The 13,673-nt window shown below is 70.7% G+C and carries 12 protein-coding genes; 4 read left to right on the plus strand and 8 right to left on the minus strand.

Going from position 1 to position 13,673, the window contains the following annotated elements; translation table 11 throughout:
* Positions 1 to 4: 4 nt before the first annotated feature.
* The 6 genes from FB381_RS19685 to FB381_RS19710 are packed head-to-tail and all read right to left on the minus strand — an operon-like array spanning position 5 to position 7,811.
* On the minus strand, positions 5 to 691 hold the full coding sequence (locus FB381_RS19685) for a response regulator (protein WP_141781847.1): 687 nt from the start codon (positions 689 to 691) through the stop codon (positions 5 to 7).
* Positions 688 to 3,237 carry a DUF4118 domain-containing protein gene (locus FB381_RS19690; RefSeq protein WP_141781848.1) on the minus strand — a complete coding sequence of 850 codons (2,550 nt, stop codon included), beginning with the start codon at positions 3,235 to 3,237 and terminating at the stop codon, positions 688 to 690. The genes FB381_RS19685 and FB381_RS19690 overlap by 4 nt, the downstream gene beginning before the upstream one ends.
* A 21-nt stretch (positions 3,238 to 3,258) precedes the next feature.
* The gene (gene kdpC, locus FB381_RS19695; protein WP_141781849.1) at positions 3,259 to 3,873 is read right to left on the minus strand and encodes a potassium-transporting ATPase subunit KdpC; all 615 of its coding nucleotides are present in this window, start codon (positions 3,871 to 3,873) and stop codon (positions 3,259 to 3,261) included.
* 10 nt (positions 3,874 to 3,883) lie between these two features.
* Positions 3,884 to 5,947 carry a potassium-transporting ATPase subunit KdpB gene (kdpB, locus tag FB381_RS19700; protein WP_141781850.1) on the minus strand — a complete coding sequence of 688 codons (2,064 nt, stop codon included), beginning with the start codon at positions 5,945 to 5,947 and terminating at the stop codon, positions 3,884 to 3,886.
* Positions 5,944 to 7,608, minus strand: coding sequence for a potassium-transporting ATPase subunit KdpA (kdpA, locus tag FB381_RS19705; protein ID WP_141781851.1), 1,665 nt, complete (start codon positions 7,606 to 7,608; stop codon positions 5,944 to 5,946). The genes kdpB and kdpA overlap by 4 nt, the downstream gene beginning before the upstream one ends.
* The gene (locus tag FB381_RS19710) at positions 7,605 to 7,811 is read right to left on the minus strand and encodes a hypothetical protein (RefSeq protein ID WP_141781852.1); all 207 of its coding nucleotides are present in this window, start codon (positions 7,809 to 7,811) and stop codon (positions 7,605 to 7,607) included. Before FB381_RS19710 ends, kdpA begins: the two co-directional genes overlap by 4 nt.
* A gap of 105 nt (positions 7,812 to 7,916) precedes the next feature.
* Here FB381_RS19710 and FB381_RS19715 point away from each other — a divergent pair, with 105 nt between their 5' ends.
* Complete coding sequence (locus FB381_RS19715; protein WP_246088214.1) at positions 7,917 to 8,885, plus strand: DUF389 domain-containing protein; 969 nt, start codon at positions 7,917 to 7,919, stop codon at positions 8,883 to 8,885.
* 94 nt (positions 8,886 to 8,979) lie between these two features.
* Positions 8,980 to 9,495 (plus strand): hypothetical protein, encoded by a 516-nt coding sequence (locus FB381_RS19720; RefSeq protein WP_141781854.1) that lies wholly within the window; start codon positions 8,980 to 8,982, stop codon positions 9,493 to 9,495.
* Positions 9,496 to 9,504: 9 nt separating this feature from the next.
* Here the strand turns inward: FB381_RS19720 and FB381_RS19725 are convergent, their stop codons facing one another.
* Positions 9,505 to 10,371 (minus strand): acyl-CoA thioesterase, encoded by an 867-nt coding sequence (locus FB381_RS19725; protein WP_211352501.1) that lies wholly within the window; start codon positions 10,369 to 10,371, stop codon positions 9,505 to 9,507.
* A gap of 112 nt (positions 10,372 to 10,483) precedes the next feature.
* On the opposite strand from FB381_RS19725, the gene FB381_RS19730 reads away from it, so the two are divergent.
* Positions 10,484 to 11,698, plus strand: a complete 1,215-nt coding sequence (locus FB381_RS19730) for an acetyl-CoA C-acetyltransferase (protein WP_141781855.1) — start codon at positions 10,484 to 10,486, stop codon at positions 11,696 to 11,698.
* Between the two features lie 30 nt (positions 11,699 to 11,728).
* Here FB381_RS19730 and FB381_RS19735 read toward each other — a convergent pair whose 3' ends face one another.
* A complete protein-coding gene (locus tag FB381_RS19735) occupies positions 11,729 to 13,024 on the minus strand; it encodes an MFS transporter (protein ID WP_246088215.1) in 1,296 nt (431 codons plus the stop codon).
* A gap of 100 nt (positions 13,025 to 13,124) precedes the next feature.
* Here FB381_RS19735 and FB381_RS19740 point away from each other — a divergent pair, with 100 nt between their 5' ends.
* Positions 13,125 to 13,583 (plus strand): MarR family winged helix-turn-helix transcriptional regulator, encoded by a 459-nt coding sequence (locus FB381_RS19740; protein ID WP_342778432.1) that lies wholly within the window; start codon positions 13,125 to 13,127, stop codon positions 13,581 to 13,583.
* The last annotated feature ends 90 nt before the right edge of the window (positions 13,584 to 13,673 follow it).

The raw sequence follows: 13,673 nt of genomic DNA on the forward strand, positions 1-13,673 counted from the left end.
AGTATCAGCCGTCCGGGTCGAGGGTGTAGCCGACCCCGGAGGTGGTGACCAGGTAGCGCGGGTGGGAGGGGTCGTCCTCGAGCTTGCGGCGCAGCTGAGCCGCGTAGACGCGCAGGTAGTGGGTCTCCTTGGCGTACCCGGGGCCCCAGACCTCCTTGAGGATCTGGTCACGCGGGACCAGGCGGCCGACATTGCGGGCCAAGAGCTCCAGGAACGACCACTCGGTCGGGGTCAGCCGTACGTCCTGCCCGGAGCGGTGGACGCGCTTGCGGGCGAAGTCGATCTCCAGGTCGCCCACGGTGAGCGTGGTCGCGGCCGGCGGTGCGGACTCCTGGGAACGTCTGACCGCGGCGCGGAGGCGCGCCATCAGCTCGTTCATCGCGAACGGCTTGGTGACGTAGTCGTCGGCGCCCAGATCGAGCGCCTCGATCTTGTCGTCGCCGTGCTGGCGTGCGGAGAGCACCACCACCGGCACCTGCGTCCAGCCGCGCAGCCCCTCGATCACCTCGGTGCCGTCCAGGTCGGGGAGCCCGAGGTCGAGCAGGACCACATCGGGGTGGGTCGCCGCCGCGGCGGCGAGCGCCGAGCGGCCGTCGTGGGCGGTCTCCACCTCCCAGCCCGCGGCGCGCAGGTTGATCGCGAGCGCTCGCAGCAGCGCGGGTTCGTCGTCGACGACGAGGACGCGGCTCATCGCCCGACCAGCTCGGCACGCGGCACCGCCACGACCATGGTCAGACCGCCACCCGGAGTGTCTTCTGCGGAGAGCTTGATGCCGAGCGCCTCGCTCAGCCCCTTCGCCACCGCCAGCCCGAGGCCGAGCCCCGCTGCCGAGGTGTCGTCGAGGCGCTGGAACGGCTCGAACATCCGCTCGCGCTGCTCCTCGGGAACGCCCGGCCCGCGGTCGACGATCATCACCTCCACAGTCTCCGGCGTCTCATGGGCGAGAACCCGCACCGGCACGCCGGGGCCGGCCCCCTGGGCGCCGGCCCGCACCGCGTTGTTCACCAGGTTGGCGACGATGCGCTCGAGGAGCCCCGAGTCGGTGCGTACGAGCGGGGTGTCCTCACCGACCTCGAAGGCGATCGATCCCGGCGGCAGGCCGGCGACGGCCATCGGCAGCGACTCCTCCAGGCTGACGTCGCGCATCGCCGGGTGCACCAGACCGGCCTCGACCCTCGAGAGGTCGAGCAGGTTGTCGATCAGCGCCTCGAGCTGGTCGGCCGAGGTGGCGGCCGACTCGACGAGCTCCTTGCGGTCCTCCTCGGAGACCCGGCCCACGAGCAGGCCGTCGAGCGCGGCGCGCATGGTGGCCAGCGGCGTACGCAGGTCGTGGGAGACCGCGCGCAGCAGAGCGGTCGAGGTCTGCTCGGCCCGCTCCAGCACGAGAGCGCGGTCGGCCTGGTCACGCAGCCGTCGATGCTCCAGCACCAGCGACGTCTGGATCGCGAAGGCCTCCAGCACGCGCCGGTCGCGAGCGCGCAGCGGGGTGCCGCGCAGCACGATCACGTGGGCGTCGTCGACGGCGACCTGGGCGTCGCCCTGGTCGGGGTCCGCCGGGTAGCCGGTCCCGGCACCGGCCAGCCACACCCACCCCTGCGGTGACTCCTCCAGCAGCACCACGGCCTGCTGGGCGAAGGTCTCACGCACCCGGTTGACGATCGCCTCTGCGGTGTCCTGGCCGGTGAGGACCGAGCGGGAGAGCGCCCCCATCGTGGCAGCCTCTCCCCTGGCCTGGCGCGCCTCCGCGGCCCGCCGCGAGGCATGGTCGACGACGGTGGCGACGCCGACCGCCACCGCGACGAAGATCACCAGCATCACCAGGTTGCGCGGCTCGGCGACGGTGACCTTGTGCACCGGCGGAGTGAACCACCAGTTCAGGTGACCGAACCCGGCCAGAGCGGCGACCACCGCGGGCCAACGCCCGCCGATCATCGCGACCAGGACCGTCGCGGCCAGCAGCAGCATGCTGGCCAGCGGCAGCTGCCCGGAGATCGGGCCCGCGATGCCGTCGTTGTGCAGCAGCCACACCAGGGCGAGCGGCACCAGGACGGCGCACAGCCAGCCCAGGAGCTGTCGGGTGCGGCTGAGCGGCGAGCCGAGGCCACCGCGGACCCGGGCGCCGCGGGCGATCTCGTCGTGGGTGACCAGATGTACGTCGATCGACCCTGCCACTGCCGCGATCCGGTCTCCGGTGGTGCCGGTGAAGAGCCGACGCAGCCGCCCGTGCCGGGAGACGCCGACGATGATCATCGTGGCGTTGGAGCCGGTCGCGAAGTCGACGACCGCAGCGGCCGCGTCCTCACCGACGACGCTGTGGAAGGTGCCGTCCAGCGACGCGGTCAGCGCCTGGACGCGCTCGATCGACCCGGCCTCGGGCCTGGCCAGCCCGTCGGCGGTGACCACGTGCACCGCCAGCAGCTCGGACCCCTTCGCCCGCTGGCAGAGCCGAGCCGCGCGGCGCAGCAGCGTCTCCGACTCCGGCCCGCCGGTGACCGCGACCACGATGCGCTCCTTGGTGGGCCACGGGTGCTCGATCCGGTGCTCACGCCGGTAGTCACCGAGCGCGTCGTCGACCCGGTCAGCCAGCCACAGCAGCGCCAGCTCGCGCAGCGCGGTCAGGTTGCCGACCCGGAAGTAGGAGGTCAGGCTCGCGTCGATGTTCTCCGGCTTGTAGATGTTGCCGTGGGCCATCCGCCGCCGCAGCGCGTCGGGTGCCATGTCGACGAGCTGGATCTGGTCGGCGGTGCGCACCACCTCGTCGGGCACGGTCTCCCGCTGGCGTACGCCGGTGATCCGCTCCACCTCGTCGTTGAGCGACTCCAGGTGCTGGATGTTGACGGTGGTGATCACGTCGATGCCCGCCGCCCGGATCTGCTCGACGTCGTGGGCGCGCTTGGTGTGGCGGCTGCCGGGCACGTTGGTGTGCGCGAGCTCGTCGACGCAGACCACCTTCGGGGCGCGGGCGATCACGGCATCGACGTCGAGCTCGGTGAACCGCGCCCCGCGGTAGGTCGTCTCCCGGCGCGGGATCACCTCGAGCCCCTCGATCTGACGCGCGGTGTTGCTGCGGTCGTGGGTCTCCACGAACCCGACCACCACGTCGGTGCCCCGCGCCTGGCGGCGCTGCGCCTCACCGAGCATGGCGTAGGTCTTGCCGACCCCCGGCGCGGCTCCGAGATAGACGGTCAGCCGTCCCCGCCTACGCGGGGACGGGCCTTCCGTCGACAAGGTCTGCACGTGCCTATTCAACCCCGTGCCCTATTCAACCCTCTGCGTACGCACCGCGATGTTGAGCTCGAGCACGTTGACCCGTGGAGCGCCGAGGAACCCGAGGGTGCGGCCGTCGGTGTGCTCGGCCACCAGCGCCGTCACCGCCTGCTCCGAGAGCCCGTTGGCGTGGGCCACCCGCGACACCTGGAGGGCTGCGTAAGCCGGTGAGATGTCCGGGTCGATGCCGGATGCGGAGGTGGTGACGGCGTCGGCGGGAACCTGGTCGACCGGTACGCCTTCGCGCGCGGCGATCTCGCGCTGGCGCTCCTGGATCGCCTTGACCAGGTCCGGGTCCTCCGGGCCGAGGTTGGAGCCGTAGGTCGACAGCGTGTCCCAGCCGTCGCCGGCAGCGCTGGGGCGAGGGTGGAAGAGTCCCTCGGACTCTGTGCCCTGCCCGATCAGGGCCGAGCCGACCGCTTCGGCCGGGTCGTTCGTGTGCGCGCCGGCCTCGGTGACCAGGGAGCCGTCGGCACGCCAGCCGAAGGCGGCCTGGGCGACGCCGGTGACCACCAGTGGATAGAGGAGACCGCACAGCAGGGTCGCGGCGAGGAGCACCCGGAGCCCGGCGAGCGAGTGGCGTAGCAGTGCGAAGAGATCTGACATGTCCGGTTCCTCACAGTCCTGGGATGAGAGAGACGACGAGATCGAGCAGCTTGATGCCGACGAACGGCACGATCAGGCCGCCGACCCCGTAGAGCAGCAGGTTGCGGCGCAGCAGGGCCGAGGCCGAGGACGGCCGGTAGCGCACGCCGCGCAGCGAGAGCGGGATCAGCGCGATGATGATCAGCGCGTTGAAGACCACCGCGGACACGATCGCCGACTCCGGCGACGAGAGCCGCATGATGTTGAGGACGCCCAGCGCGGGGAAGACCCCGACGAACATCGCCGGCAGGATCGCGAAATACTTCGCGACGTCGTTGGCCACCGAGAACGTGGTCAGCGCGCCCCGGGTGATCAGCAGCTGCTTGCCGATCTCGACCACGTCGATGAGCTTGGTCGGGTCGGAGTCGAGGTCGACCATGTTGCCGGCCTCCTTCGCCGCGGGCGTCCCGGTGTTCATCGCGACACCGACGTCGGCCTGGGCGAGCGCGGGCGCGTCGTTGGTGCCGTCGCCACACATCGCGACCATCCGTCCGCCGCGCTGCTCGCGCCGGATCAGGGCGAGCTTGTCCTCCGGGGTGGCCTCGGCGAGCACGTCGTCGACACCCGCCTCCTGGGCGATGGCCGCGGCCGTGGCCGCGTTGTCGCCGGTGATCATCACCGTCTTGATGCCCATCGCGCGCAGCTCGTCGAACCGCTCCCGGATGCCGTCCTTGACGACGTCCTTGAGATGTACGACGCCCAGCACGCGCGCACGGTCGCTGTCGCGGTGCTCGGCGACGACGAGCGGCGTGCCGCCGCCCCGGGCGATCTCGTCGACGATCTCCGCGGTCTCGGGCGGCACCTGGCCACCGTGCTCCTCGACCCAGGCGGTCACCGCGGAGGCTGCGCCCTTGCGTACGCTCAGGCCGGGGCTGTCCAACCCGGACATCCTGGTCATGGCAGAGAACTCGACCATGGTGGCGTCCGCGGGCCCGCCCATCGAGCGGCCCACCAGCGTGAGGATGCTGCGGCCCTCGGGGGTCTGGTCGGAGAGGCTGGCCAGGACCGCGGCGTTCTCCGCACCGGTCAGCGTGACGCCGGTGACCGGCACGATCTCGTACGCCTGCCGGTTGCCGTACGTGATCGTGCCGGTCTTGTCGAGCAGGAGCACGTCCACGTCGCCGGCCGCCTCGACGGCGCGTCCCGACATCGCCAGGACGTTGCGGCGGACCAGCCGGTCCATGCCGGCGATGCCGATCGCGCTCAGCAGGGCGCCGATGGTGGTCGGGATCAGGCAGACCAGCAGCGCGGTGAGCACCAGCCAGGACTGGTGCGCGCCGGAGTAGTCGGCGAGGTAGTAGAGGCTCCCGCAGACCACCACGAAGATGACGGTCAGGCTGGTCAGGAGCACGTTGAGCGCGATCTCGTTCGGCGTACGCTGCCGCTGCGAGCCCTCGACCAGGGAGATCATCCGATCCACGAAGGAGTGGCCCGGGTCGGAGGTGATCCGCACGACGATCCGGTCGGAGAGGACCAGGGTGCCGCCCGTGACCGCCGACCGGTCGCCGCCGGACTCGCGGATCACCGGCGCCGACTCGCCGGTCACGGCGCTCTCGTCGACGCTGGCCACACCCTCGATGACGTCGCCGTCACCGGGGATCCGCCCGCCGGCCTCGACCACGACGACGTCGCCGGCGCGCAGGTCGGTGGAGGCGACGAGCTCCTCGGTGCCTCCGGCACCTGCCCGCAGCCGACGGGCGGTGGTCTCGGTCTGGAGCGCGCGGAGCGAGGCCGCCTGGGCCTTGCCGCGGCCCTCGGCGACCGACTCAGCAAGGGCGCCGAAGACCACGGTGAGCCACAGCCAGACGCTGACCAGCCAGCCCATCACCGACGGGTCGAGGACCGACATGACGGTCGTGGCGGCCGCGCCGATCTCGACCACGAGCATGACCGGGGTGGCCACCAGCGTGCGGGGATCGAGCTTGCGCAGCGCGCCCGGCAGTGCCTCGGCGATCTGCTGGGTCGTGAGCACCGACGGGGCAGCCTCCACGTGGGTCGCGGGATCTTCATGGGTGCGTACGGGCGTCTGGGTCATGACAGGGACTCCACGATCGGGCCCAGCATGAGAGCCGGGACGAAGGTCAGGCCGACCACGACCAGCGCGACGCCGGTCAGCAGGCCTACGAACAGAGGACGGTGGGTGGGCAGGGTGCCGGCGCCGGCCGGCAGCCGGTTGGCGGCCGCGAACCGGCCCGCCAGGGCGAGCACGAAGACCATCGGCACGAACCTGCCGAGCAGCATCAGCAGCCCGAGCAGCGTGTTCCAGAACGGGGTGCCCGAGGTGATCCCGGCGAACGCGGAGCCGTTGTTGTTGGCGGCGCTGGTGACGGCGTACAACGCCTCGGAGAGGCCGTGCGGACCGTCGGCCGAGAGCCCGGCCAGCCCCGCGGGAGCGGTCAGCGCGACGGCTGCTCCGATGAGCACCAGGGTCGGCGTGGTCAGGATGTAGACCGCCACCAGGCCCATCTCGTCGCGGCTGACCTTCTTGCCGAGGTATTCAGGCGTACGTCCCACCATCAGGCCGCACAGGAAGACCGTGACCACGGCGAGCATGAGCATGCCGTAGAGGCCGGAGCCGACACCGCCCGGCGCGATCTCGCCGAGCATCATGCCGAACAGTGCGACGCCACCACCGGGGGCGGTCAGGCTCTCGTGCATGCCGTTGACGGCGCCGGTCGAGGTGCCGGTGGTGGCGGCGGCGAAGAGCGCCGTGGCGGCCTCGCCGAAGCGGGCCTCCTTGCCCTCCATCGCGGCGCCGGCGAGCTGCGGGGCGGTGCCGGGTCCGGCCATCTCCGCCCAGGTGAGCAGGGTGATGCCGACGGTGAGGAGGGTGGCCATCGTGGCCACGACCGCGCCGCCCTGGCGCCTGTCCCCGACGATCTGGCCGAATGCCCAGGCCATCGAGAACGGCAGCACCAGGATCGCCCAGATCTCGAGCAGGTTGGTTGCCGGGTTGGGGTTCTCGAAGGGGTGGGCGGAGTTGACGTTGTAGAAGCCGCCACCGTTGGTGCCGAGCTCCTTGATCGCCTCCTGGCTGGCGACCGGCCCGCCGGTCAGGGGCTGGGTGCCGCCGGTCAGCGTGGTCATCTCGTGCACGGGGTGGAGGTTCTGCACCGCCCCGGCCGCGACCAGCACGATCGCGACCACGAACGCCACCGGCAGCAGCACCCGCAGGGTCGTACGCACCAGGTCGACCCAGAAGTTGCCGATCCTTCCCTGGCTGCGAGTGCGGGCCAGCCCGCGGGCGAAGGCCGCGGCGACGGAAAGACCGACCGCGGCGGAGACGAAGTTCTGCACCGCCAGCCCGGCCATCTGGATCAGGTGCCCGGTGGCCGCCTCGCCGGAGTACCACTGCCAGTTGGTGTTGGTCACGAACGAGACCGCCGTGTTCCAGGCTCCGTCGCTGGGCAACGGGTCATTGCCGCCGTCGAGCGGCAGCAGGCTCTGCAGGCGGCCGAAGGCGAAGAGGAACAGGATCCCGGCCAGCGAGAAGCCCAGGGCCGACATCGCATAGGAGCGCCAGTGCTGGTCGGCCTCGGCGTCGACCTTGAGGGCCTTGTAGGCCGCGGTCTCGGCACGCAGGTGCTGGGGGCTGGTGTAGATGTGGGCGAGGTAGCGGCCCAGGAGCGGCACGCCGAGCGCCAGCGCCGCGACCAGGGTCAGGATCTGCAGGACCGCTGCGAGCACGGCGTTCATCGGGCGGCGCCGGTGGTGCTGCTGTCGTGGGGGACGCTCGCGCTGGTGGCCTCGGCGGCGGGGCCGTCAGGATCGACGTCCGGGTCGGTGACCGGGTCGGTGACCGGGGCGATGCGCCCGAGCCGGCGGTCGATGAGACCGACCAGCAGAGCCAGCCCGGCGAAGCACGCCAGCGTGAGGAGGATGAAGAGAAGATCAGGCACACCTGGATTCCAACCCCGGATCCAGGCCCCGAGCGCCGACCTTGACGGTTCTCTTACGCCGGCCCGGACAGCATTGACGCCTCCTTGACCTGAGCCGCGGGCAGAATGTCGGCCGTGCTCGAAATCCGGATCTCCTCGCCCGCCGCACTGACCGGTCAGGTCATCGACCTGCTCACCGCCGATGACGCCGTCAGCGAGCTCTCCGTGCGTCGCAACGCCTCGATCCGCCCCGAAGGAGACGTGGTCGTCGCCGCCGTCGCCCGTGAGGCCACCAACGACGTCGTCGAGGGGCTCCGCCGGCTCGGACTACCCGAAGAGGGCAGCGTGCACATCCAGCCGGTGCCGGCCTGGATCTCCAGCCGTGGTCTGGCCGCCGAACGGATCGCACCGGGCAGCGGCGCCGACACGGTCGTCTGGGCGGACGTGACCCAGCGGGCCTACGAGGACGCCGAGACCAACTGGACGTTTCTGAGCCTGATCAGCCTGGCCACGATGCTGGCAGGCATCGCGATCATCCTCGACTCCCAGATCCTGGTGATCGGGGCGATGGTGATCGGGCCGGAGTTCGGCGCCATCGCCGCGCTCGGGGTCGCCCTGGTGCGCGGCCGCTTCGGGCTGCTCGGTCAGTCGCTGCGTACGTTGCTGGCCGGCTTCGCCGTCGGCATCGCGATGACCACCGTTGCCGCCCTCGTCGCGCGCGGGCTCGGATGGATCTCGGTCGCAGACGTCACCGCGGAGCGGCCGGACACCGCCTTCATCTACACCCCCGACAAGTGGTCCTTCATCGTCGCGCTGATCGCAGCCGCGGCGGGTGTGCTCGCGCTGACCTCGGCCCGCGTCGGCAACCTGTCGGGGGTGTTCATCTCCGTCACGACCATCCCCGCGGCAGCCAACGTGGCGCTCGGCCTCGCGTTCGGGCTCGGCGAAGAGATCTGGGGCAGCACGCTGCAGCTGGTGCTCAACGTCGCCGGGATGGCGCTGGCAGGGTGGATCACCCTGGTCGTGCAGCAGGTCGTGTGGCAGCGGATCTCCGAGCGTCGGGCTCGCATGGCTCGTCGGCTCCGGAAACGCTGACAAAGGTCCCAATTGCTCGACATCTGACACAGGCGCTGAGAGGCTACTGGCCTCAAGCAGACCATTCGGGCACCAGAGTGATCACGGAGAACGCATGCGGGCAGTTCAGTGGGCCATCGTCGGGATCGGGATGGTGCTCGTCGCCGCCGTCGCAGTCGCTCTTCTCATCGCAGGCCCACGCTCGAGCGCCCCGCACGCGACCGAGTCGCCGAAGCAGGGCGATGACGCCCACGGCAGGCTCGCCCCGGCCGGACCTCCCACACCGATCGACGCCGCCGAGGACACCTCGGTGGGCACGCTCCCCGCGCCCGACGCCTCGCCCACGACCAAGATGGTCTCCCGCGACCTGGTCGCGCCACCCGCCTCCGAGCAGCACGCCAGCACCCCCGCCCACAACCCGCCGGGCGCGAAGAAGGCTCGCACCAAGCCGCCCGCGTCCGGTCATCTCGCCGCCGCGCGCGAGCAGGACCGTCGCGAGGACCGCCCCGACTGGACCTGGGACGACCACGTGCCCAGCTGGGGCGCCTGGGAAGACTGGGCCGACTGGGACGGCCGCCACGACAACGGCGACCGCCACAGCGACCGCGACGGCGACGGCTGGCGCAGGTAGCGCCAGCGGCTAGACGATGCTCTCCACGGCCGCCCGCACCTGCGGGCTGGGCTCGATCGCCTTGCCTGCCTCGAGGTCGTAGAAGACCAGCGTGACCCGCCCGCGCGCGAGCCGCTGGTCGCCGTCGGCGATCTCGGACTCGATCGTCATCGACTTGGTGCCGAGCCGGGAGACCTGGCTCCACACGTCGTAGGGCTCCGAGCGGGCGAGCACGGGTGCCTGATAGACGACGTCGGTCTGGGCGACGACGACGGCCGACCAGCTCTCGAGGTCGTGGCGCGAGCGGAGCCGCTGCATCAGCGCGACGCGGGACTCCTGGAAGTATTCGAAGTACTTCACGTTGTTCACGTGACCGTAGGCGTCGACGTCGGAGAAGCGCACGTGGAGCGGGAAGTGACCGTCCTCGATCCGCTTGGGCTCACCGAAGGCGAGCGGCTTCGGCGAGGCCCCCGGGGCGTACGGCTCGAGGTAGGGCTCCAGGTTGGTCTTCTCCTCGGGCCTGAGCCGCCGCGGCGACTCGGTGGCGAAGACGTACGGCGCCAGGACCGTGCTGGCCCGCACGAACACCGTGCGGCTGCCGTCGGGCGCCTCCCGGAAGATCTCGTAGGCCATCGTGAAGCTCGCCGCCCGGATCTCGGTCACCCACGACTCGACGTAGACCGGCTTGAAGTCGAAGAGCAAGGGGGCGACGTACGTGACCTGGTGGCTGACCACCACCACACCCTCCGCGAGCCCCTGGGTCTGCGGGCTCCGGGCATGGGTGCGCAGCATGTCGACGCGCGCCTCCTGGAGGTAGTCGACGTAGACGACGTTGTTGACGTGACCGAGCATGTCGAGGTCGGCCCAGCGCATGGGGCATTCGTAGAGGTGACGCACGGGGCCGATCCTTCCAGACGACCTTGGGCGCCGGGCCTGGTCTCACAGCCCAGTCCAGGCGAGTATGGTGTCGAGCACAGTCGTTCCTACTCGCCAGTAACCGGGAGTCTTCATGCCTGAGGCAGTCATCGTCGCCGCCGCCCGAACCCCGATCGGGCGCGCCAACAAGGGATCTCTGAAGGACTTCCGTCCCGACGACCTCGCCGCCCTCATCACCAAGGAAGCCGTCGGAAAGGTCGAGGGTCTCGACCCCAACGACATCGACGACCTGCTGCTGGGCTGCGGCCTGCCGGGCGGCGAGTCCGGCAACAACATGGGCCGCGTCGTCTCCGTGCTCAACGGCTGGGACAAGGTGCCCGGCGCCACCATCACCCGCTACTGCTCCTCCTCGGTGCAGACCTCGCGGATGGCGCTGCACGCGATCAAGGCCGGCGAGGCCGACATCATCGTCTCGGCCGGCGTCGAGACCGTCTCCCGCTTCGCCAAGGGCACCTCCGACCACCTGCCGGACACCGTCAACCATCTCTTCGACGACGCCCAGTCGCGCACGACCGCGACCGCCGCGTCGAACGAGAAGTGGCACGACCCGCGCGAGGACGGGCTGCTGCCCGACGTCTACATCGCGATGGGCCAGACCGCGGAGAACCTCGCCACCTCGCGCGGGATCTCCCGGCAGGAGATGGACGAGTTCGGCGTACGCTCGCAGAACCTCGCCGAGAAGGCCATCGCCGACGGCTTCTGGGCCCGCGAGATCACCCCGGTCACCACGCCCGACGGCACCGTCGTCTCCGCCGACGACGGCCCCCGCGCCGGCGTCACCCTCGAGGGCATCTCCGGGATGAAGCCGGTCTTCCGCGAGGACGGCACGGTCACCGCCGCCAACTGCTGCGCCCTCAACGACGGCGCCGCCGCCGTGGTCGTGATGTCCGACGCCAAGGCCGCCGAGCTCGGCGCGAAGCCGCTGGCCCGGATCGTGTCCACCGGCGTCTCCGGTCTCTCCCCCGAGATCATGGGCCTCGGCCCGGTCGAGGCGACGAAGAACGCGCTGAAGTACGCCGGCATGTCGATCGGCGACATCGACCTGGTCGAGATCAACGAGGCCTTCGCCGCCCAGGTGATCCCGTCCTACCAGGACCTCGGCATCGACATCGACCGCCTCAACATCAACGGCGGCGCGATCGCCGTCGGTCACCCCTTCGGCATGACCGGCGCGCGCCTGCAGAACACCATGCTCAACAGCCTCGACTGGCACGACAAGACCACCGGTCTGATCACCATGTGCGTCGGCGGCGGCCAGGGCATGGCGATGATCCTCGAGCGCATCTGACCCAGCAGCACCCGACCAGGAGCCCGCGCGTCACTGACGCGCGGGCTCCTGCGTCAGCGGGGTTCTCAACCCGTTGACGGCAGGAGTGATCCGCCGCTCGAGCCGCAGCGCGCCGGCGGCGATCCCGACGCAGCCCACCACCATCGCCGCGATGAACAGCGTCGACCGGCCGTGCTCGAGCAGGAACCCCGCCATGACCGGCCCGATGATCGCCCCGGTCTGGAACGAGGCCGAGTTGATCGCGTTGTAGCGCCCACGCAGGTGGTCGGGAGCCATGTCGTTGGTCAGCGACGGGAACGCCGTCTGCATCAGCGTCTCGCCGAGGGCGAAGAACAGCCCCTGGAACGCGACCACACCGACGACGGCCGCGATCGAGCCCGGCATCAGGCCGGTCGCCCCGAACACCACCCAGGCGACGGCCCAGATCACCGCGGTGGCGATCAGCACCCGCGTACGCCGTCGTCCGCTGACCCGGTTCATCACCCAGAACTGCGCGAGCACGATCACCGCGGTGTTGGCCACGAACGCGAAGCCGACGACCCGCGTGGACACCTCGGAGATCTGGCGCGCGTAGGCGGGGAACCCGCTCTCGATCTGGCCGTAGCCGAGGGTCGAGAGCAGCACCCCGATCACGACCAGCCAGACGACCTCGGGACGACGCAGGATCGAGGCGTACGACGCGCCCGCATGCGGCTCGTCGGCGGCCGGACGCGCGGCTCGGCCGTGCACGTGCCGCAACGGGCCGAGCAGCACGAGGGCAGGGGCCGTGAAGGTGACCGCGTTGGCCAGGAAGGCGAACGTGAAGGTCTCCGGCCGGGCCACGTCGACGAAGAGGCCGCCGATGACGCCGCCGACCCCGATACCGAGGTTGATCAGGGCGAAGTTGACGCCGTAGTAGCGCTGCCGCAGGTCGCCCTCCACCACCGTGGCGACCAGGGCGTTGGCAGCCGGCCAGGAGACCCCGGCCTGGATGCCCAGGAGACACAGCGCCGCGCCGGCGAGCACAGGCGTGGTGGCGAATGCGAGCATCACGTCGCCCGCGATCGCGCAGACCAGACCGCCGAGGATCACCGGGCGCGCGCCGTAGCGATCGATCAACGAGCCGCCGGGGCCGGTCACGATCAGACCCACGATCGCTATCAGGCCCATCAGGGAGCCGGCGACCCCGAGGTCGAAGCCGCGCACCTCGTGCAGATAGATGATCGTGAACGGCAGCGTCATGCCGCGACCCAGGAGCTGGATCGCGACCGTCGCCAGGAGCCAGCGGCCTTCACGCGGGAGCGCGGCTATGAAGTCGCGCATACCGAGCGCGGGGGGAGTCGACACCAGCCAATCTTGACCTCGAACCCCAGGGACTGGCGAATGGTTTAGCGGCGATCGGCCCGCGCGACTAACCTTGACTTTCGTGGGGGAACAGACTCGATGGTTGGACGCGGACCAGCAGCGCTCCTGGCGTGCGTTGATGATGGGGATGACCCTGCTCAACGACCGCCTCGACGCCGACCTGCGCGCACGCTTCGACATCTCGCTGCCGGAGTACGAGATCCTCGTACGCCTCTCCGAGAACTCCGGCGCCATGCGGATGGCTCAGCTCGCCGACTCGCTGGCCCACTCCCGCTCCCGGATCACCCACACCATCACCCGCATGCAGCGTGCCGAGCTCGTCGAGCGCCGCAACGCTGACGAGGACGGGCGCGGTGTCGTCGCCGCCCTCACCGACCGTGGCTTCGAGCGACTCCGTGAGGCCGCTCCCGTGCACGTCAACGGCGTACGCGACTACCTCATCGACCTCGTCGACCCCACCGACTTCGCCGCCCTCGGCCGCGCGATGAACACCGTCTCCGACCACCTCGTCGGCGACCGCCCCGGCATCGAGATGCGCTGACCCCCTGCCGAGTCGGCTCGTTCTAACACCAAACCCCGTCGAGTCGGCGCGTTGTAACGCGCCGACTCGACGGGGTTTTCGGTCAGTTCG

It is taken from the genome of Nocardioides albertanoniae (genome assembly GCF_006716315.1).
Lineage (GTDB): Bacteria > Actinomycetota > Actinomycetes > Propionibacteriales > Nocardioidaceae > Nocardioides > Nocardioides albertanoniae.